The following is a 17,410-nucleotide window of genomic DNA, read 5'->3' on the forward strand; positions in this document are numbered from 1 at the left end:
CCCTCGTTCTCTCCCTTTTTCCCCCCTCTACCCCCCTCCGACCCCCCCCCGCAAAGAACCCCCCCCCCCCCCCCCCCCCTCCCCCCCCCCCCCCCCCCCCCCCCCCCCCCCCGCGCGGCGGGGCGCCCGCCGTGCGCCCCTGCATGCTCCCGGTGCGGTCGTCAGTCCCTCAACTTTTCTGTCTGCCACCGGAACTGAGGGGCATTCGGACTGCAGGAAGGAGGGCCGTCACCATGACGACTCCCGCGAAGGGACTGGCCGGCCGCGTTCCCGGATGGGTGAAAGTGGTCGGCTCGGTCGTGCTGCTGCTGGCCGTGCTGTTCGCCGGGCTCCGGATGAGCGGGCTGCCCGGGCTGAAGGACCTGTTCGGCACGGAGACCCGGGACCGGTCGGGCCCCGCGCTCCTGGAGTCCATCCAGGACATCAGCCGCTACGACGCCGCCTCGGGGAACTTCCAGGTCGTGGTGGACCTGGAGAAGGACGCCAAGTTCCTCCCCGACGCGATCCGCGGCAGCCGCACGCTCTACGTGGGCGCGGGCACCGTGGACGCCTACGTCGACCTCGGCAAGCTGGACAAGGGCGACGTACAGGTCGACGACGACCGTACGTCCGCCACGCTGCGGCTGCCCCACGCCCTTCTGGGCACACCGGCGCTGGATCCCGAGCGGTCCTACGCGGTCTCCAAGCAGCGAGGGCTGTTCGACCGTCTCGGCGACCTCTTCTCCGACAACCCGGGCAGCGAACAGGCGGTGCAGAAGCTCGCGGTGCGTCACATCGGCGACGCGGCGAAGGAGAGCGGACTCACCGCCCGGGCCGAGAGCAACACCACCGAGATGCTCGAAGGCCTGCTGCGCTCCCTGGGGTTCAAGAAGGTGCGGGTCACCTACGGCGACTGACGATACCGCCCAAGGGTAACCGCCATAGCACAAACGGCAGTTGACAACAGGAGGACCGAATGGCCCGCGCCGCCCCACGTCCGCTCCCGCTGCCCCTGCGGCTGCTGGTGCTGCTGTGCGCCCTCGTCGTCATGGTCGTCTTCGCGGTGGTCCTGGCCCGGCTCACCCTGCAGCCCTCCCCCGCCTCGGAGGCACTGACCCACACCAATCTGCGTCCGGGCCGCTCCCTGCGGGCCTATCTCGACCAGCCCGCGCTGCGCGACGCCGTGCGCCAGATCGGCGGCAACATCCTGCTCGGCGTGCCCTTCGGCATCCTCGCGCCGGTCGTCGCACCGCGCACCCGCGGATTCCTGCGGGTGCTGGTGCTGACGGCCGTGGTGATGCTGCTGGTCGAGGTCTCCCAGGGTTTCCTGGTGACCGGACGCGCCTTCGACATCGACGACGTCATCCTCAACACCGGTGGGGCGCTCCTCGGCTACCTGCTCGTGGGCCGGCGCCTCAGCCGGGCCGTCCACGCGCGGAAGCCGGGGGCCTGACCGCCGCCGAAGGCTACCGCGGGGGTACGACGACAGGTGCGGGCTTGCGGCGGCGCCGGAAGCCCGCACCTGCGCTGTCGCCCGTCGATGACCGCTACGGGCGGTTGAGGGTGAGCGAGTCGACGGGAGCAAGGTCGCCGTGATCCGGCGTCCGCCGTCCGACCGGCCTCGGCGGAGCCGCTCAGCGCCATCACCGCGGCCGCCGCGGTCGCGAACGCGGCGGCGCCGCGGCAGTTCGTGCCCCTTGCTCCCCCCGGTGGCCTTCCCGTGGCCCGTCGGAGGGGCAGCCGGGAAACCCGACGACCTGGCCACTCGGGGGGCGACGGGGAGGCTCTTGCCTAGGGCCGCTCGTCCTGTTCCTGGCGGGCTCGGGATGCCCGGCGCAGGGTCCAGGTGAGCTTGTCCCCGCCCACCCACCGGACCACGTCCGGGTCGTCCAGGTCGTGGACCGTGATCCCGAACGCGGCGGCGGCTTGCAGCACGTCGATGATGGATCTGGCCTCACCGACCACCTGTCCGTCGATCTCCACGATCCGGAACGGCGGGATCCCTGGCTGTACCCCGAGCACCATGATCCGCGGGTGCGACATGTACGGGCTCGCGCTTTCGGTCATGCATCGAGCGTAGAGCGCAAACGGTGCGAACGCGGCGTCCGGAGGCGTCTTCGTTCAGGGCCGACGCCAGTCGTCGTTCGTCGGATGGGACCCGGCCCGCGGGCCATACGGAGCATTCCGCCGTCCACGCTCCAGGAGGCACCGGTGACGTACGAGGCGTCGGGTCCGGCGAGGAAGGCGACGACCGCGGCGACTTCCGGGGCGTCGCCGTTGCCCGTGCGCCCTGACCTCCTCGGCGGTCTCCTCCGCGCCCTCCCGGTCGCTGTGCCAGGTGATGCCCGCGTCCATGCCCGCGTCCATGCCCGCGGCGGACAGGCGTACGGCGGTGGCCCGGCCGATGCCGGAGTCGGCGCCGGTGACCACGGCGGCCCTGCTGCCCGGGACGGTGGGGAGTGACATGGAGGGCCTCCTGGCCGGAACGGGGACGCCGCGTCGCGGTACCCCCGGACGCACGGATCCAATCCCCCAGCGCCGCCGTGCGGCCGTGCCCGCCCTGGGGAACCCTGGAGCGAGGAGGTGGCGATGGATCCCGTCGAGGCGCTGGACAGGATCGCCTTTCTGCTGGAGCGGTCCCTGGCACCGACGTACCGCGTCCGGGCCTTCCGCACTGCGGCGCGGACTCTGTCGGACCTGGGCCCGGACGGGGTGCGCGAGCGGGCGTCGGCCGGGTCCCTCGAGAAACTCAGGGGAGTCGGGCCGAAGACCGCTCAGGTGGCACGCGAGGCCCTGGCCGGGGAGGTGCCCGGTTATCTGCGAAAACTGGAGGACGATGCCGGCCGGGAGCCCGAGGACCGGGACGGGCGGCGGTTGCGGGAGCTGCTGCGCGGGGACTGTCATCTGCACTCCGACTGGTCGGACGGCGGCAGCCCGATCGACGAGATGGCCCGCACCGCCGCGGGGCTCGGACACGAGTGGGCCGTGCTGACGGACCACTCGCCGCGGCTGACCGTGGCGCGCGGGCTGTCGGCCGGCCGGCTGCGCGAGCAGCTGAACGTGGTGGAGGAACTCAACGACACCTGGGCACCGTTCCGGCTGCTGACCGGGATCGAGTGCGACATCCTCGAGGACGGCTCTCTCGACCAGGAACCGGAGCTCTTGGACCGACTGGACGTCGTGGTGGTGTCGGTGCACTCCAAGCTGCGGATGGACGCCCGGTCGATGACCCGCCGCATGGTGGCCGCCGTGCACGACCCGCACTCCGACATCCTCGGGCACTGCACCGGCCGGCTGCTGACCGGGCGCGGTCGGCCCGAATCGGAGTTCGACGCCGACGAGGTGTTCGCGGCGTGCGCGGAGACCGGCACCGCCCTGGAGATCAACAGCCGGCCCGAGCGGCTCGACCCGCCGCGACGGCTGCTGCGCCGGGCGGTGGAGGCCGGTGTGCTGTTCTCCGTCGACACCGACGCGCACGCACCGGGACAGCTGGACTGGCAGATCCTCGGGTGCGCCCGCGCGCAGGAGTGCGGGGTGCCGCCGGAGCGGGTGGTCACCACGTGGTCCCGGGACGAGTTGCTGGCGTGGACGCGGGAGCGGAAGGTGCCCTCCGGAGTGGCGGGCGGCTGAGGTGGTACCCGTATCCACCCCTCGAGGAAGGACCGCGCATGGAACGGGCGGCCGTGTTCGATGTCGACGGCACTCTGGTCGACACCAACCATCTGCATGTGACGGCCTGGTGGGAGGCCTTCCGGCAGGCGGGTCACCGGGTACCGATGCACGCCGTCCACCGGGCCGTGGGACTGCCCTCCTCCGATCTGGTCCGGCATCTGCTGGGCGAGGGCCGGGACACCGGCCGCGACGCGGAACTGAGCGCCGCGCACAAGGCGCTGTACGGGCAGTACTTCGACCGGCTGCCCGCGCTGCCCGACGCCGGCCGGCTGCTGAAACGGCTGCACCGGGACGGCTGGACGGTCGTCCTGGCCACTTCGGCCGACGGTGCGGAGCTGAGCGCGCTGCGCCGGGCCATCGACGCCGACGAGGCGATCGGCGCGACGGCGAGCGCCGACGACGTCGAGGAGGGCAAGCCCGCGCCGGAGCCCGTCGAGCACGCCCTCGAGCTGGCCGGGGTGCCCGCGGAGCAGGCCGTCTTCGTCGGTGACACAGTGTGGGACATGCGGGCGGGCAGCCGCGCGGGGGTGCGCTGCGTGGGCGTCCTGTGCGGCGGGATTCCGCGCGCCGATCTGGAGGAGGCCGGGGCGGAGGCCGTCTACGACGATCCGGCGCATCTTCTGGCGTCGCTGTCGGGCGCTCCCCTGGCATGAGGTGCGGTGCGAACGGGATACCCACGGGACATGGTGCGTGCACGGGAACAGCTGAGGCAGGGTGACCGCGGCGGAGGGGGCGCCGCGGTGGCGCGGGTGCGCGAGGCCGTGCGCTGGGACGCGCGGTCCGTCGGACGGGCCGCGCGGGCCGCCTGGCGGGGGCCCGGGCGGGAGCGGGACCTGCTCGTACAGTCGCTGAAGGCCGCCGCGGCGGCCCTGCTGGCCTGGTTGCTGGCGCAGGTCTGGCTCGGCGATCCGATGGCCCTGATGGCGCCCTGGGTGGCGCTGGTCCTGGTCCAGGCCACCGTCTACAGCTCGCTCATCCAGGGCACCCGGCAGTTCGCCGCGATCTGTGTGGGCGCCCTGGTGGCCTCGGGGGCCCAGGCGGTCACCGGGGACACGACGGGCGCCCTCGCGCTGTCCGTGCCGGTGCTGGTGCTGCTGTCGAACTGGCCGCGCTTCGGCGATCAGGGCATCTACGCCGCCACCACGGCGGTGTTCACCATCGCCACGGGGACGGTCAGCGCGGTCGCCGTCGGACACCGGCTGGGGCAGGCGGCGCTGGGCGCGGCCGTCGGGATCGCCGTGAACGCGCTCGTCCTGCCGCCGATTCATCTGCGGCACGTACGGGAGAACCTGGCGGCGCTGGCCCGGGAGACGGGCGATGTGCTGCACACCGTGGCCGGGGATCTGCGCGAGGGCGAGTGGGACGCGCGGTCCGCTCTCGGGTGGCTGGGAGCCTCGGCGCGGCTTCAGGACCGTGTGGAGGCGTTGCGCTCGGCACGCGGCTGGAGCACCGAGAGTCTGCGGCTGACGTCGGGTGCCCTGCGCGCCCTGCACCGGGCGCCGACCATGGCCCTGCCGCCGGAGGAGGAGGACGAGCGGTTCAGCCGGGTCACCGGGCACGTCAGCGCGCTGACCCGCGCGCTCGCGGTGTCGGCGGACGAGGAGCGTACGCCCGCGGCGCCGGACGCGGCGGTGCTGCGCTGCTACGCGGAGCTGCTGGAACTGATCGGCGACAGCTGCCGGGCGGAGGCCGACCGGTTGGTGGGCGACATCGCGCAGGCGGACCCTCTGCTGGACGAGCGGACGGAGGCGGTGATGCGGGAGCTGCACGAGAGGCTCCAGGACGGACTGCTGGAGCACGCCGGGCAGGGCGCCGCGCGGACGGCCGTTCTGGGCGCGCTGCTGCTCCAGGCGGAGAATCTCTGGGCCGAGCTCGACGGCGTGCGTCAGGGCCGGTGACGCACCTCACGTGAGGAGGCGGCCGGACGCGGAACAGCCGGGAGCGGCCGGCCGTTGAACAGGACGTGGGTGCGGATGGAACAGTGTCCCCGGGCCTCACCATCCGCCCACAGGGACGATCGTTCGGCTGAAGCCCTGTGGAGCCTTCCGCCGAGAGGCGACCGCCGTCCGTGCCCACCCTCTGTCCGCCCCGGCCGTGATTCCCCCGTCGCGGTCGGGGCTCTCCTTGTCCGGGGCCCGGGGTCGCCCGACGTCGGCAGCGGCGCGGCGCGGCTCTAATTCGGCTCGGGCTTCGATTCCGTCGCACGCGTGAACGCCTCCGGCTGAGGGGTACTCGGCCGTCTCCGCGGAGCACATGGCCGAGAGGAGCGGAAGGTGAGCAGCGCAACGGGCATGAGGGTCGTCGTCACGGGCGCCACCGGCAATGCCGGGACCAGCGTGGTGCGTGTCCTCTCGGAGGAACCTCAGGTCGGCTCCGTACGGGGTCTGGCCCGGCGGGTCCCCGAGTGGTCGCCGCCCAAGACCCAGTGGTCGGCGGTGGACGTGGCCTCGGACCGGTTCGATCTCGTGGAGGAGTTCGCCGGCGCCGACGCAGTGGTCCATCTGGCCTGGGCGTTCCAGCCGACGCATGATCCGGCGACCACCTGGCGCACCAACGTGCTGGGCAGCATGCGGGTGTTCGACGCGGTGGCCGAGGCGGGGGTGCCGGCGCTGGTGCACGCCTCGTCGGTCGGGGCGTACTCGCCGGGCCCGGAGGACCGCGCGGTGGACGAGTCGTGGCCGACGCACGGCTGGCCGGACGCCGCCTACTGCCGGGAGAAGGCGTATCTGGAGCGGGCGCTGGACACGTTCGAGCGGGATCACCCGGCGACGCGGGTGGTACGGATGCGGCCCGCCTTCCTCTTCAAGCGGGAGTCGGCGAGTGAGCAGCGCCGCATCTTCGGCGGGCGTCTCCTGCCGGGGCCGCTGGCACGGCCCGGTCTGCTGCCCTTCCTTCCCGACATCCCGGGGCTGCGGGTGCAGGCGCTGCACACCGACGACGCGGCCCATGCCTATCGGCTGGCGGTGCTGTCCGGCGAGGCGCGGGGTGCCTTCAATCTCGCCGCCGAGCCGGCGGTGGACGCGGATCTGCTCGGGGAGATGCTCGGGACCCGCCGGGTGCGGCTGCCCCGCACCGCGGCCCGCTCGGCGGTCGCCGCCGCCTGGGGGCTGCGGCTGCTGCCCGCCTCCCCGCATCTGTTCGACGCCGTGCTGAGGCTTCCGCTGATGGACTGCACGCGTGCGCGGGTGGAGCTCGGCTGGCGTCCGGAGCACACGGCGACGCAGGTGGTGGAGGAGTTCCTGCTCGGCATGCAGCAGGGCGCCGGGGACGAGACGGAGCCGCTGCGGGGGCGCAAGGTGGGCTGAGTGCCGGGTTTGGCGGGTCCGCGTGGAGGTACCCGCGAGGGCCGGCGCACGGATGAAGGGAGAGAGACGTGACCGACCACCGCCTCGAAGGGCCCGGTGAGAACGGCGCGGGTGTCCCCCGCGACCTGCCCGACCAGCAGGCCGGCCCCGGTGAGGACCCCTGGGAGGTCGCACCGGCCGCTGCGGAACGGGAGAGCGAGAAGAAGGCCGGCGAGTCGGACGAGCCGGAGCCCGGCGAGGCGTCGTCCGACGTCCCCGACACGGACGAGGCCGGCACGGGCCGGCAGGGCGCCCCGCACTCGGCGTCCGGCAACCCGGAACAGCCCGTACCGGACGAGCCCTCGGCGTAGCTTCGGGACTACGATCGGCCGGCCGTACCGGAGAAGTCCAACGGAGCGGTGCCGGCCGGACAGGGCAGGCCCCGGCACGCCTGGCTCCGCTCAGCGACGTCCGTCCCGTCCCGTCCCGTCCCGTCCCGTCCCGTCCCGTCCCGTCTGCGGATGATCAGCCGGACGGTCTCGGCGCGGATCGCGGTAGGCCGTGCGGGCGGCGGCGAGTCCGCATCCCGGTCAGGGAGACTGCCGCCGCCGACCAGGAAGCCGGCGCGCGGCAGCACACATCCAGCCGACACCCACCCCGCACCGCCGCCCCCCACCTCCCGGAGGACGACCGGTCGGCCCAGCACCGTGCGCCCCATCGGCAACACGACCCGCGCCTCAAGCCGGGCAAGGACCGACGCATCCGGACCACGTCCGCCGCGCACCGCATCCGGGGGTGGGAACCGGTGGTCAGGTCTCAGTGCGGGGCGCGGTCCTGAAGTGCTGTGCGCCACGCGGGCGGCGGGGACTGCGGGTCCGGGTCGGGGCGGCGGCCGCCACGGGTGAAGAAGTCGGCGAGCGGCAGGATCGCGGCGCCGACGGTGACCGCGTCGGGCCCGAGCCGGCCCAGTTCGATGGTCACCTTCCCGGCCGGGTGGCGCAGCGCGTAGGACCGTGCGTGCCTGCGCACGGCCGGCAGGAAGCGGGAGCCGAGCTGGAGGCCTGCCCAGCCGCCCATGAGGATGCGCTCCGGCTGGAAGAGGTTGATCAGGTCGGACAGGCCCGCGCCCAGGTACTCGGCGGTCTCCTCCAGTACGGCGAGCGCGATCGGGTCGGGGGCGGTGCCGTCGGCCGGGTAGGCGGCGGCGAGCATCGCCGTCAGTGCCGTCTCCTCGTCCGTGCCCCCGGACACCGGTCCGCCCTCCTCACGCCACCGGGCGAGCAGTGACTCGGCCCCCGCGTACGCCTCCAGGCAGCCGAGCGCACCGCAGCGGCACCGGCGGCCCCGGACCCGTACGGTCAGATGCCCCCATTCCACCGCCCGGCCGTGTTCCACCTCGGGCGTGACCAGACAGGCGCCGACGCCGGAGCCGAAGAGGACCACCAGGGCGTTGCGGGCGCCGCGTCCGGCCCCGAACCACATCTCGGCCTGGCCGAGGGTCTTCGCGCCGTTGTCGATGAAGTACGGCACGGTGCCGGGCAGCGGGGAACCGCTGCGCAGCAGGGACTCCAGGGGGATCGCGTCCCAGCCGATGGTCTGCCCGTGCACGACGGCACCCCGGTCGGGGGTGTGCTCGACGATGCCGGGGACGCCTATGCCGACGCCGAGGAGCCGCTCGGAGGCGAGTCCCGCGGTGGCCAGCACCTCGTCGATGCCGGAGCGGATGTGGTCGACGATGACCTCGACCTCGTAGCGCTGCTGCTCCAGCGGGCGCTCCGCGCGGGCGAGCTCGGCGAGGGTCAGGTCGAACAGTTCGACGCGCACGCGGGTCTCCCCCACGTCGACGCCGATCATGTGGCCGCTGACGGGTGCCACCCGCAGCAGGGTGCGCGGACGGCCCCCGTCGGAGTCGACGCTGCCGGCCTCCTCCACGAGCCCGTCGGCGACCAGGTCGGCGACGACATTGCTCACGGACCCGGAGCTGAGCCCGGTCGCGGGGCCGAGCTCGAAGCGGCTCAGCGGGCCGTCGAAGTACAGCCGTTGCAGCACGGCCGCGCGGTTGGCCCGCCTGAGATCGCGCACCGTGCGCCCGCTTCGCCCCGCCATGTGGCTCCTTCCGAAACCCTGCCCGACCTGCAACATACCGCCGGGAAGCAGCGTGGCGCGACTTTCCCGCACCCTTATTTAATGATGTGAACTAACGGCGTTCCGCGATGTCATCCAGCGCGGCCGTCAGCGCGGGGGCGACGGTGTCCCGGATCCACCGCTCGTGGTCTTCTCCGGCCGCCCGCGGAACGGCCTCCGTAATCATGATCAGATAGAGGTACGCACGGTACAGGGCGAGGCGGACGCGGGCCGCCGTGCCGAACGCGGCACGGCCCCCGGCCTCCCGGTAACCGGTGAGGAACGCCTCGTCCTCCCGGATGTCTCCGAGCAGCGCCAGGGAGACGAAGTCGGCGAGCGGATCGCCCCAGAACATGCGCTCCCCGTCGATGAGGCCACCGATGCGGGCCTCCCCCCGCGCCGAGCGTTCCACCAGGATGTTGCCCGGCCAGAGATCGAAATGGACCAGCGCCGGCACGGTGACCTCGTCGAGCACCTCCGCGGCACCGCGGATCACCGCGGCCACCTCGTCGACCGGGCGGGGCAGCCGGGCCCGATACTCACGCGCATCGGCGAGCACCGCATCGGTCATCGTGGTGAAGGCGGTCCGCCAGTCGGGGGCGAGCGGGCCGAGCGCACCGGAGGGGTAACCGAACCCGGGTCCCGTCACCCGGTGCAGCCGGGCCGTCTGACGGCCGAGTTCCCTGCGCAGTGCGGTCCGCTCCGCCTCGGCCGGCGGCTCCTCGGTCCAGGGCGCACCCGGGCATGCGGTCATCAGCAGATGCGGTGCGGGGCCGTCGCCGTCGAGGGAGACGGCGCGCGGCGCGGGGACACCGGCCGCGGTGGCTCCGGCGCAGAACCCGGCCTCGGCGACGAGCAGGCGCCGCTCGTAGCGCAGACGGGGGGCGGCGGGTGCGGGCGGGATCTTGAGTACGTAGCGGCTGCCGTCGGTGAGGAGGAGTTCCTCCACGGTGTTGTAGGTACCCCCGCTCAGCGGGCGCACGCGGGCGAGCGCGCCGGGCGGCAGGCCCGCACCCGCGAGCACCCTGCGGCCCCGCTCCCAGGCATCCCCCATCGCGTCCACCCCTCCCCCTCGGCGACTGTGCGGTACAGCGTACGGAACGCGACGGGGCATGCCGCCCCGGAAAACCAGTGGCTCCCCCGGTCGACCGGTCCCTAACCTGAGCCGGAGCCTGGACCCCACAGGTTTCGAAAGATCATGGACAGCACCGCACGTGTCAGGAGACGGCCCCCGTGAGAGCGCTCACCGAGCAGGACATCCGCACGTCGTTCATCAACTGCTCCAAGGGCGAGGCCAAGCGGCTGGCCGTACCCCGGGACCTGGAGCTGCGCCCGTGGGACGACCTCGACTTCCTCGGCTGGCGTGATCCGGGCGCACCCGACCGCAGCTACCTCGTGACCGAACGCGAGGACCGTCCGGTCGCAGTGGCCATGCGGTTCCAGCCCGCTCGGCGCGGCTTCCTGCACCGCAGCATGTGCTCCCTGTGCCTGACGACGCATCCGCGCGGCGGTGTCGCCCTGATGACGGCCCGCAAGGCGGGCACGGCCGGCCGCGAGGGCAACTCGGTCGGCGCCTACATGTGCACCGACCTCGCCTGTTCCCTCTATCTGCGCGGCAAGAAGGTCCCGGAGACCGGGGCCCGCTTCGAGGAAAGCCTCACCCTCGAGGAGCAGATCGACCGCACGCGCGGCCACCTGTTCGCCTTCCTCGACAAGCTGTAGGCCCGCCGCCCGTGCTCCGGGGGGCTGTCATCGCGCCGGAACACGTTCGACGCGTCCGGGGGCAGGGAACCGTCCGAGGATGCCAGTCGTACGTGAGATGACCGCACCGGCCGTTCGCCTCGTCAAGCGGCGCCGGGACCCGGTGGCCGTGCAGACGCTGCGGTCGGCGGCCGCGGCCACGGTCGCCTACGTCATCGCGGTGCGGCTGAGTCCGGAGGCCGCCCCGCTCACCGCACCCCTGACGGCGCTGCTCGTCGTCCAGGTCACCCTGTACGCCACGCTCACCACAGGGTTGCGCCGGGTGAACTCCGTGGTGACCGGGGTCGTCCTGGCGATCCTCTTCAGCCTGCTGGTGGGACTGACCTGGTGGAGCCTGGGTCTGCTCATTCTGTCGTCACTGATCGTCGGCCATCTGGTGCGGGTGGACGAGTTCGTGCCCGAGGTGGCGATCAGCGCGATGCTGGTGCTCGGGGTGACCACCCACGGGGACACCGCCTGGGCCCGGATCGTGGAGACGCTGATCGGGGCGGCCGTCGGAATGGGGTTCAACCTGTTGCTGCCTCCGCCGGTGTGGGTGGAGGAGGCCGGCGAGTCGATCGAGGAGCTGGCGCGGCGGGTGCGGCAGCTGATGCTGCGCATCGGCGAGGAGGCCGCGGAGGGCCCGCCCTCGGCACGTGCGGCGGCCCGGCTGCACGAGGCCCGCCGCCTGGACCACGACATCTACGAGGTGGACGCGGATCTCAGACAGGCGGAGGACAGCCTGCGTCTCAATCCCCGGGTGCGTGAGGGACTGCTGCACCGGATCGTGCTGCGCACCGGTCTGGACACGCTGGAGATCTGCACGGTGGTGCTGAGGGTGCTGGCCCGCACGCTGACCGACCTTTCCAAGGAGCGCGGTCCCGGCCGGCTGTTCGCTCCGGAGACGGGTGCCGCCTTCGAACAGCTGCTGTCCGAGATCGCCGACGCCGTGGTCAGTTTCGCGGTGCTGGTGACCACGAGCGTGAGCGCCAACGCCGAGTCGGCCGAGGAACGGCTCGCCTCCGAGCTGCGGCAGGCGGCGGCCACGCGCGACAAGCTGGCCCAGCTGCTCTTCGCGGAGGCCCGGCGCGACGCGCGCCAGTGGCAGTTGCTGGGCGCGGTGCTCACCGAGGTCAACCGCATCCTCGACGAGATGGACACCGAGCACCGCACGCGCCGGCTGTTCGAGGAACTGGACCGGCACTCGCGGGAGCAGCGCGAAAGGCTGCCGCGGCTCACCCGGCTGCGGGACCGGCTGGGGGAGAGCCGTCGTGGTGTCTCCTCTCATTCCTGAGTGGGCGGAGCCGACCCCCGCGCGCCTGCCCGGAAGGGCGGGTGCGGACGGCCGGGGGCACGGTACGGGTCGACGGGTGCACCGTGCGGGTGCCCAGGGGGCGTGCCGGCGCGGTTCATCCGTCCGCTGCGCCTGCCGGAGCCGGGCACACACACGCTGCCGGCCGGGCCCGGGCGGGTTTCCCGGTCCGCGGGATCGCGGACCACAGGAACGCGGCGCCCGCGCCGTGGAGCCGGCCGGCTGCGGCTGCGGCCGTTGGGCACCGTGCCGGGGGGGTGACTTCCCGCGGTGGACCACCTCCTCCCCCCGAGGGCGGGCCGCTGTGCGCGGCGTACCAGGGGCCGGGCACGGTCAGCGTATTCCAGGGTGCACGAGACAGTGGTGGACCGCGGTTCCCGGGCGAGCGGTTCGCCTCACCCGTCGCCATCCGTGCGCTGCCGTTGCAGGGTCCGGGGGCAGGAGGCGACGCCGGCCTGTGAAAGCAGTGCGTGCATGCGTTCGGTGAGTTCGGCGACGTCGTCGGCGGGCGCGTGGAACGGCAGTCGTACGTCGCCGCCCGCGCGGACGCGTTCGATGCGCAGGGTCAGTCCATGCCGGTCGACGGCGAGCGGCTGGACGCGGACCGCGCCGAGCAGGCTGCCCGCGTCGACGAGGCGGGTGAGCCGTTCGACCGCGTCGGGGTGACAGCCGGCGAGATGCGTCAGCAGCCGGGCCTCGGCGGTGGCGAGCGGGTCGGGTGCGGCGGTGGCGAAGTCGTCGGGGTCGACGAGCACGGTGCCGGACGGCCGGCGGAGGACCACGCGTGTGGGCCGGAAGGCCGCGAGCCGGCCGTCCTGGACGGTGAGCCGGCCGGCGAGCCACAACCGGGCGCGGATCCGGTCGCGCACCGGGACGGGGGCGGCGTCGGCGAACTCCAGCACGGCGGACGGCTCACCGCGGGGCGCGCCGATCGCGGCGGCGCGCAGGGCGCTGCCCTCGGGCACCTCCAGCAGCACCCGTCCGTCGCCGGTCACGGTGTGCGCGCCGACGAACTCCTCCCGGGTGCCCTCCGCGGTCACCGCGCAGGACCATGCGGCGGCGACCACCGACCGGGCCCGCTCCGCCGCGCCCGGCGCGGCCGTCCAGCTGTGCGTGTCGTCACCCATCCCGAACCTCCTCTTAGGTAAGCCTTGCCTAAGTTATCGAAGATCCGGGTGCGCGCCAACCTGATGGCGTGGTCTTTACGAGACCTTTCAGGGGGTGAGGACACCGAGCAGGGCGCGTGCGCACAGGTCGCGCAGCTGTTCTCGGCTCAACTCCGGGGCGCGCAGCCACTCGAGACAGACCGCGGTGGTGAAGGCCAGCCAGCCGCGGACCGCGATACGGGTGTCCGGCCGCGCCTCGAGAACCGGACCGAACTCGGGATCCGCCCCGAGCGCCGCCATGATCTGCTGCTCCTGCGCGGCCAGCGCCCGCTGGTAGACCCGGCGCACCGCCTGGTCCCCCGCCGCGTCGGCACGGTGGAAGGCACGGTAACCGTGCGCATGCGCCTCGACGTACTCCAGATACGCGTCGAGACCCGCGGTGAGCTGATCGCGCACCGGGACGCCGGGGACCGCCGCCGTCATCCGGAGCATCCGCTCGCTCTCACGCTCCACCACCGCCGCGAAGAAGTCCCGCTTGGCCGGGAAGTAGTGGTACAGCAGCCCGCGCGACACCCCGGCGATCTCGGCGACCTGCTCGATCCACACGTCGTCGTAGGCACTCTCGGAGAACAGCCGCGCGCCGACCGACAGAAGCTGCTCCCTGCGCTCCTCGGTGCTGAGCCGACGGCGTGAGCGCCCGCCCTGGTTCACGGCCATCCCCGCACCTTACTTGACGTCGGTTCAACAACCGGCCCACACTGGGGCCGCGTTATTGAACTCGCGTACAACAGTTGGCCGGGGCACCCGCTCGCCGGGGCGAAGGAGATCGCGTCATGGCGGAGACGACGACACGGACCGGACTGCCGAAGGGGTTCCGCAGCGCGGAGCAGGGCTGGCCCGCGCTGCACCGCATACCCCACCCGCCGTACCGCCTGCCGCTGCTCGGCGACCTCGTCGGCGCGAGCCGGAGCACACCGCTGCAGGATTCGCTGAAGTACGCCCGCACGCTGGGGCCGATCTTCCGGCGGAACGCGTTCGGCAAGGAGTTCGTGTTCACCTGGGGCGCCGGGCTGGTGGCCGATCTGGCCGACGAGTCGCGGTTCGCCAAGCACGTGGGGCTGGGCGTCGCCAATCTGCGGCCGGTGGCCGGCGACGGTCTGTTCACGGCGTACAACCACGAACCCAACTGGCAGCTGGCGCACGACGTGCTGGCTCCCGGGTTCAGCCGTGAGGCCATGGCCGGATACCACCCGATGATGCTGGCTGTGGCCGAGCGGCTGACCGGGCACTGGGACCGCGCGGCGGCCGCGGGCCGGACGGTCGACGTGCCCGGGGACATGACCAAGCTGACGCTGGAGACGATCGCGCGAACCGGGTTCGGGCATGACTTCGGTTCCTTCGAGCGAGCACGCCCACACCCGTTCGTCACGGCGATGGTCGGCACACTCACCCATGCCCAGCGACTCAACAGCGTTCCCGCGCCGCTGACTCCGCTGCTGCTGCGGCGGGCGAGCCGCCGCAACGCGGCCGACATCGGCCGGCTCAACCACATCGTCGACGAGGTCGTCCGCGCGCGGCGCGCCGGTGCAGGCGGCGGGGGCGTGGGCGGGGACCTGCTGGACCGGATGCTGGACACCGGGCACCCGGAGACCGGGGAACGGTTGTCGGCGGAGAACGTCCGCCGGCAGGTCATCACCTTCCTCGTCGCCGGTCACGAGACCACCTCGGGCGCGCTGTCGTTCGCGCTGCACTACCTGTCCCGTGAGCCCGAGGTCGCGGCCCGGGCCCGCGACGAGGTGGACCGCGTCTGGGGCGCCACGGCGGCTCCCGGCTACGAGCAGGTCGCCAAGCTGCGCTACGTGCGCCGGGTGCTGGACGAGTCGCTGCGGCTGTGGCCGACGGCGCCGGCCTACGCGCGGGAGGCCACGCAGGACACGGTGCTGGCCGGGGAGCACCCGATGCGGCACGGCGCGTGGACGCTGGTACTGACGCCGATGCTGCACCGGGACCCCGAGGTGTGGGGCGCGGACGCCGAAAGGTTCGACCCGGACCGCTTCGAGGCGCGGGCGGTACGGTCCCGGCCGCCGCACGCGTTCAAGCCCTTCGGGACGGGGGCACGGGCGTGCATCGGGCGGCAGTTCGCCCTGCACGAGGCGACGTTGGTGCTGGGGCTGCTGCTGCGCCGGTACGAGCTGCGGGCGGAGACCGGATACCGGTTGCGGGTGACCGAGCGGCTGACACTGATGCCGGAAGGGCTGCGACTGCGTCCGGAACGCCGGGGCCCGGCGCGTCACGTGGCGTCGGATCGCACCGGCACGACCGGATAGGCGGTGCCCGGGGTATCCGCGACCGGGGCTTCGGTGACGGCCGGGATCGAGCGCATGGGGAACAACGCCGGCTACGACTACTGGCAGAACTGCTTCTGGGGCGGACGGCGGCACACGTGGACGGCCTCCGGCTGACCGTACGTCCTGCGTGCCACCCGGGCCGTCCTGGGTGGGCGGCCCGGGTGGCGGTTGCCGCTGTCAGTTCTCGGTGCCGGGTGGGTCCAGGGGTCCGAGGCGGGACGGGTCCGCCAGGATGTATATGCCGGTGATGCGGTGGTCGGTGATGGTGACGGACATGACCGACCGGATGCGGCCGTCGACCACGCTGAGCAGGCCGAGGGAGCCATTGACCAGGACGACGCGGGCCGCCGCGGTGTAGCGGGCGAACATCATCGCCGACTCGGCCACCGGCTTCGCGCCCCGGAGGAACTTGGATCCGGCCACGCCGCGGACCAGTGCGCCCGCATCGGCCCGGAGCACCACGTCCGGGTGCAGGACGGCGACCAGCGCCTCGAAGTCACCGCCGCGCGCGGCGGCCATGAACGCGTCGAGCACCTGCTTCTGGCGGCCCAGGTCGGGATCGGACGGAGGGGTGGTGTCCCGTACCCGGCGACGGGCCCGGCTGGCGAGCTGCCGGGTCGCGGCAGAGGTGCGGTCCACGACCGGGGCGATGTCGTCGAACGGCACGGCGAACATGTCGTGCAGGACGAACGCCAGCCGTTCGTCGGGCTCCAGCGTTTCCAGGACCACCAGCATCGCCACACCCACCGAGTCGGCGTGCAGCGCCTCCTGTTCGGGGTCCACCTGGGACAGGGGTCTGATCACCGGGTCCGGGACGAAGGTCTCGTCCATCGGCTGCTCCCGGCGCGCGGTGCGCGAACGCAGCATGTCCAGACAGATCCGGCCGGTCACGGTGGTCAGCCAGCCGCCGAGGTTGCCTATCTCGCCGGGATCGATACGGCCCAGGCGCAGCCATGCCTCCTGGACGGCGTCCTCGGCCTCGGCCAGCGAACCGAGCATGCGGTAGGCGACCGCCTCGAGGTGACCGCGGTGCTCCTCGAAGCTCCGCGCCAGCAGTTCCCCGTCCCCCTCCACGGCGATCACCGGGAGAACAGCTCGAAGGCGACCGCCGGGCGGTTGCCGAACCGCTTCCCCGTCTCCTCGGCGAACCCGGTCAGCAGGCCCCGTGCGTACGCCTCCGGGTCCTCGTCGGTCAAGGCCTCGATGTAGGTGCGGTGTTCGAGCAGGGAGCGCACCGCACGCTCCAGCCCGCCGGTCGCGTCCACCGCGTGCGTGGGACCGCCGGATCCGGCGACCGCCACCCAGCGCACGCCGTTCCAGGGTTCGAGGCCCTGTTCGGCCAGTTCCGGGAAGATCCACCGGTTGCCCGCGTCACCGGCCGCGTCCAGCGTGGCGCGCCCGACGGCGACGTGGTCCGGGGTGTTCCAGTAGGTGCCGCCCCAGGTGTCCCGGTGGTTCAGGGTGATCACCAGCTCGGGCCGGTACCGGCGGACGGCGGCGGCGATGTCCCGGCGCAGGGCGGGGCCGTACGCGACGACCCCGTCCGCGTGGTCGAGGAAGGCGACCTCCGACACGCCGACCACCGCCGCGCTCGCCCGCTGCTCCCGCTCCCTGAGCGCGCCGCACTTCGCCGGCTCCAGGGTGTCGATGCCCGCCTCGCCGCGGGTCGCCAGGACATAGGAGACCTCGCGGCCGGCATCGGTCCAGGACGCGATCGCCGCCGCGCAGCCGTACTCGAGGTCGTCCGGGTGGGCTACCACGGCCAGGGCTCGCTGCCAGTCGTCGGGCATGGGCTGGAGTTGACGACTCATCGGCTCGGTCATGTCCGCAGACTAACCCGCCGCG

At 73.1% G+C, this 17,410-nt stretch carries 18 protein-coding genes and 1 pseudogene; 11 read left to right on the forward strand and 8 right to left on the reverse strand.

Going from position 1 to position 17,410, the window contains the following annotated elements:
* The first annotated feature begins 233 nt into the window (after window positions 1-233).
* Both ACZ5C2_RS10415 and ACZ5C2_RS10420 read left to right on the forward strand, forming a co-directional pair.
* Complete coding sequence (locus ACZ5C2_RS10415; RefSeq protein WP_468788710.1) at window positions 234-896, forward strand: DUF4230 domain-containing protein; 663 nt, start codon at window positions 234-236, stop codon at window positions 894-896.
* Between the two features lie 59 nt (window positions 897-955).
* Window positions 956-1,432: a VanZ family protein gene (locus ACZ5C2_RS10420; RefSeq protein WP_468788712.1), complete on the forward strand. Its 477-nt coding sequence runs from the start codon at window positions 956-958 to the stop codon at window positions 1,430-1,432.
* A 338-nt stretch (window positions 1,433-1,770) separates the two neighbouring features.
* Here the strand turns inward: ACZ5C2_RS10420 and ACZ5C2_RS10425 are convergent, their stop codons facing one another.
* Together ACZ5C2_RS10425 and ACZ5C2_RS10430 are read right to left on the reverse strand one after the other, a co-directional pair.
* Entirely contained in the window at window positions 1,771-2,046 is a 276-nt protein-coding gene (locus ACZ5C2_RS10425) for a hypothetical protein (protein ID WP_468788714.1), read from the reverse strand.
* 54 nt (window positions 2,047-2,100) lie between these two features.
* Window positions 2,101-2,445 (reverse strand): annotated as a pseudogene (locus ACZ5C2_RS10430) (SDR family oxidoreductase).
* A 123-nt stretch (window positions 2,446-2,568) separates the two neighbouring features.
* Between ACZ5C2_RS10430 and ACZ5C2_RS10435 the strand changes: the two are divergent.
* The 5 genes from ACZ5C2_RS10435 to ACZ5C2_RS10455 all read left to right on the forward strand — a co-directional run bounded on the left by ACZ5C2_RS10435 (window position 2,569) and on the right by ACZ5C2_RS10455 (window position 7,306).
* Window positions 2,569-3,609: a PHP domain-containing protein gene (locus ACZ5C2_RS10435; protein ID WP_468788716.1), complete on the forward strand. Its 1,041-nt coding sequence runs from the start codon at window positions 2,569-2,571 to the stop codon at window positions 3,607-3,609.
* A gap of 38 nt (window positions 3,610-3,647) precedes the next feature.
* Complete coding sequence (locus ACZ5C2_RS10440) at window positions 3,648-4,304, forward strand: HAD family hydrolase (RefSeq protein WP_468788718.1); 657 nt, start codon at window positions 3,648-3,650, stop codon at window positions 4,302-4,304.
* 30 nt (window positions 4,305-4,334) lie between these two features.
* Window positions 4,335-5,549: an aromatic acid exporter family protein gene (locus tag ACZ5C2_RS10445; RefSeq protein ID WP_468788720.1), complete on the forward strand. Its 1,215-nt coding sequence runs from the start codon at window positions 4,335-4,337 to the stop codon at window positions 5,547-5,549.
* A 375-nt stretch (window positions 5,550-5,924) separates the two neighbouring features.
* Window positions 5,925-6,956: an SDR family oxidoreductase gene (locus ACZ5C2_RS10450; RefSeq protein ID WP_468788722.1), complete on the forward strand. Its 1,032-nt coding sequence runs from the start codon at window positions 5,925-5,927 to the stop codon at window positions 6,954-6,956.
* A gap of 68 nt (window positions 6,957-7,024) precedes the next feature.
* Window positions 7,025-7,306 (forward strand): hypothetical protein, encoded by a 282-nt coding sequence (locus ACZ5C2_RS10455; protein WP_468788724.1) that lies wholly within the window; start codon window positions 7,025-7,027, stop codon window positions 7,304-7,306.
* 445 nt (window positions 7,307-7,751) lie between these two features.
* On the opposite strand, the gene ACZ5C2_RS10460 is transcribed toward ACZ5C2_RS10455, so the two are convergent.
* Both ACZ5C2_RS10460 and ACZ5C2_RS10465 read right to left on the reverse strand, forming a co-directional pair.
* Window positions 7,752-9,041, reverse strand: a complete 1,290-nt coding sequence (locus tag ACZ5C2_RS10460; protein WP_468788726.1) for an ROK family protein — start codon at window positions 9,039-9,041, stop codon at window positions 7,752-7,754.
* 91 nt (window positions 9,042-9,132) lie between these two features.
* Complete coding sequence (locus tag ACZ5C2_RS10465) at window positions 9,133-10,113, reverse strand: phosphotransferase family protein (protein WP_468788728.1); 981 nt, start codon at window positions 10,111-10,113, stop codon at window positions 9,133-9,135.
* A 179-nt stretch (window positions 10,114-10,292) separates the two neighbouring features.
* On the opposite strand from ACZ5C2_RS10465, the gene ACZ5C2_RS10470 reads away from it, so the two are divergent.
* Complete coding sequence (locus tag ACZ5C2_RS10470) at window positions 10,293-10,781, forward strand: FBP domain-containing protein (RefSeq protein WP_468788730.1); 489 nt, start codon at window positions 10,293-10,295, stop codon at window positions 10,779-10,781.
* Window positions 10,782-10,860: 79 nt separating this feature from the next.
* Complete coding sequence (locus ACZ5C2_RS10475) at window positions 10,861-12,093, forward strand: FUSC family protein (protein WP_468788732.1); 1,233 nt, start codon at window positions 10,861-10,863, stop codon at window positions 12,091-12,093.
* 413 nt (window positions 12,094-12,506) lie between these two features.
* Here the strand turns inward: ACZ5C2_RS10475 and ACZ5C2_RS10480 are convergent, their stop codons facing one another.
* On the reverse strand, window positions 12,507-13,238 hold the full coding sequence (locus ACZ5C2_RS10480; protein ID WP_468788734.1) for a DUF2470 domain-containing protein: 732 nt from the start codon (window positions 13,236-13,238) through the stop codon (window positions 12,507-12,509).
* Window positions 13,239-13,325: 87 nt separating this feature from the next.
* Window positions 13,326-13,934, reverse strand: a complete 609-nt coding sequence (locus ACZ5C2_RS10485; RefSeq protein ID WP_468788736.1) for a TetR/AcrR family transcriptional regulator — start codon at window positions 13,932-13,934, stop codon at window positions 13,326-13,328.
* Window positions 13,935-14,050: 116 nt separating this feature from the next.
* Between ACZ5C2_RS10485 and ACZ5C2_RS10490 the strand changes: the two genes are divergently transcribed.
* Together ACZ5C2_RS10490 and ACZ5C2_RS10495 are read left to right on the forward strand one after the other, a co-directional pair.
* Window positions 14,051-15,544: a cytochrome P450 gene (locus ACZ5C2_RS10490; protein WP_468788738.1), complete on the forward strand. Its 1,494-nt coding sequence runs from the start codon at window positions 14,051-14,053 to the stop codon at window positions 15,542-15,544.
* 3 nt (window positions 15,545-15,547) lie between these two features.
* Window positions 15,548-15,679 (forward strand): hypothetical protein, encoded by a 132-nt coding sequence (locus ACZ5C2_RS10495; protein WP_468788740.1) that lies wholly within the window; start codon window positions 15,548-15,550, stop codon window positions 15,677-15,679.
* A 63-nt stretch (window positions 15,680-15,742) separates the two neighbouring features.
* Here ACZ5C2_RS10495 and sigJ read toward each other — a convergent pair whose 3' ends face one another.
* Entirely contained in the window at window positions 15,743-16,648 is a 906-nt protein-coding gene (gene sigJ, locus ACZ5C2_RS10500; RefSeq protein WP_468788742.1) for an RNA polymerase sigma factor SigJ, read from the reverse strand.
* Complete coding sequence (locus ACZ5C2_RS10505; RefSeq protein WP_468788744.1) at window positions 16,645-17,388, reverse strand: PIG-L deacetylase family protein; 744 nt, start codon at window positions 17,386-17,388, stop codon at window positions 16,645-16,647. Before ACZ5C2_RS10505 ends, sigJ begins: the two co-directional genes overlap by 4 nt.
* Window positions 17,389-17,410 lie beyond the last annotated feature (22 nt).

The sequence above is a fragment of the Streptomyces sp. NPDC031365 genome (assembly GCF_055569765.1).

Coding starts and splice junctions, on each gene's coding strand:
- ACZ5C2_RS10475 (WP_468788732.1), top strand. CDS start 10,861: ATGCCAGTCGTACGTGAGATGACCGCACCGGCCGTTCGCCTCGTCAAG.
- ACZ5C2_RS10505 (WP_468788744.1), bottom strand. CDS start 17,388: ATGACCGAGCCGATGAGTCGTCAACTCCAGCCCATGCCCGACGACTGG.
- ACZ5C2_RS10490 (WP_468788738.1), top strand. CDS start 14,051: ATGGCGGAGACGACGACACGGACCGGACTGCCGAAGGGGTTCCGCAGC.
- ACZ5C2_RS10420 (WP_468788712.1), top strand. CDS start 956: ATGGCCCGCGCCGCCCCACGTCCGCTCCCGCTGCCCCTGCGGCTGCTG.
- ACZ5C2_RS10460 (WP_468788726.1), bottom strand. CDS start 9,041: ATGGCGGGGCGAAGCGGGCGCACGGTGCGCGATCTCAGGCGGGCCAAC.
- ACZ5C2_RS10465 (WP_468788728.1), bottom strand. CDS start 10,113: ATGGGGGATGCCTGGGAGCGGGGCCGCAGGGTGCTCGCGGGTGCGGGC.
- ACZ5C2_RS10445 (WP_468788720.1), top strand. CDS start 4,335: ATGGTGCGTGCACGGGAACAGCTGAGGCAGGGTGACCGCGGCGGAGGG.
- ACZ5C2_RS10415 (WP_468788710.1), top strand. CDS start 234: ATGACGACTCCCGCGAAGGGACTGGCCGGCCGCGTTCCCGGATGGGTG.
- ACZ5C2_RS10485 (WP_468788736.1), bottom strand. CDS start 13,934: ATGGCCGTGAACCAGGGCGGGCGCTCACGCCGTCGGCTCAGCACCGAG.
- ACZ5C2_RS10435 (WP_468788716.1), top strand. CDS start 2,569: ATGGATCCCGTCGAGGCGCTGGACAGGATCGCCTTTCTGCTGGAGCGG.
- ACZ5C2_RS10425 (WP_468788714.1), bottom strand. CDS start 2,046: ATGACCGAAAGCGCGAGCCCGTACATGTCGCACCCGCGGATCATGGTG.
- ACZ5C2_RS10440 (WP_468788718.1), top strand. CDS start 3,648: ATGGAACGGGCGGCCGTGTTCGATGTCGACGGCACTCTGGTCGACACC.
- ACZ5C2_RS10480 (WP_468788734.1), bottom strand. CDS start 13,238: ATGGGTGACGACACGCACAGCTGGACGGCCGCGCCGGGCGCGGCGGAG.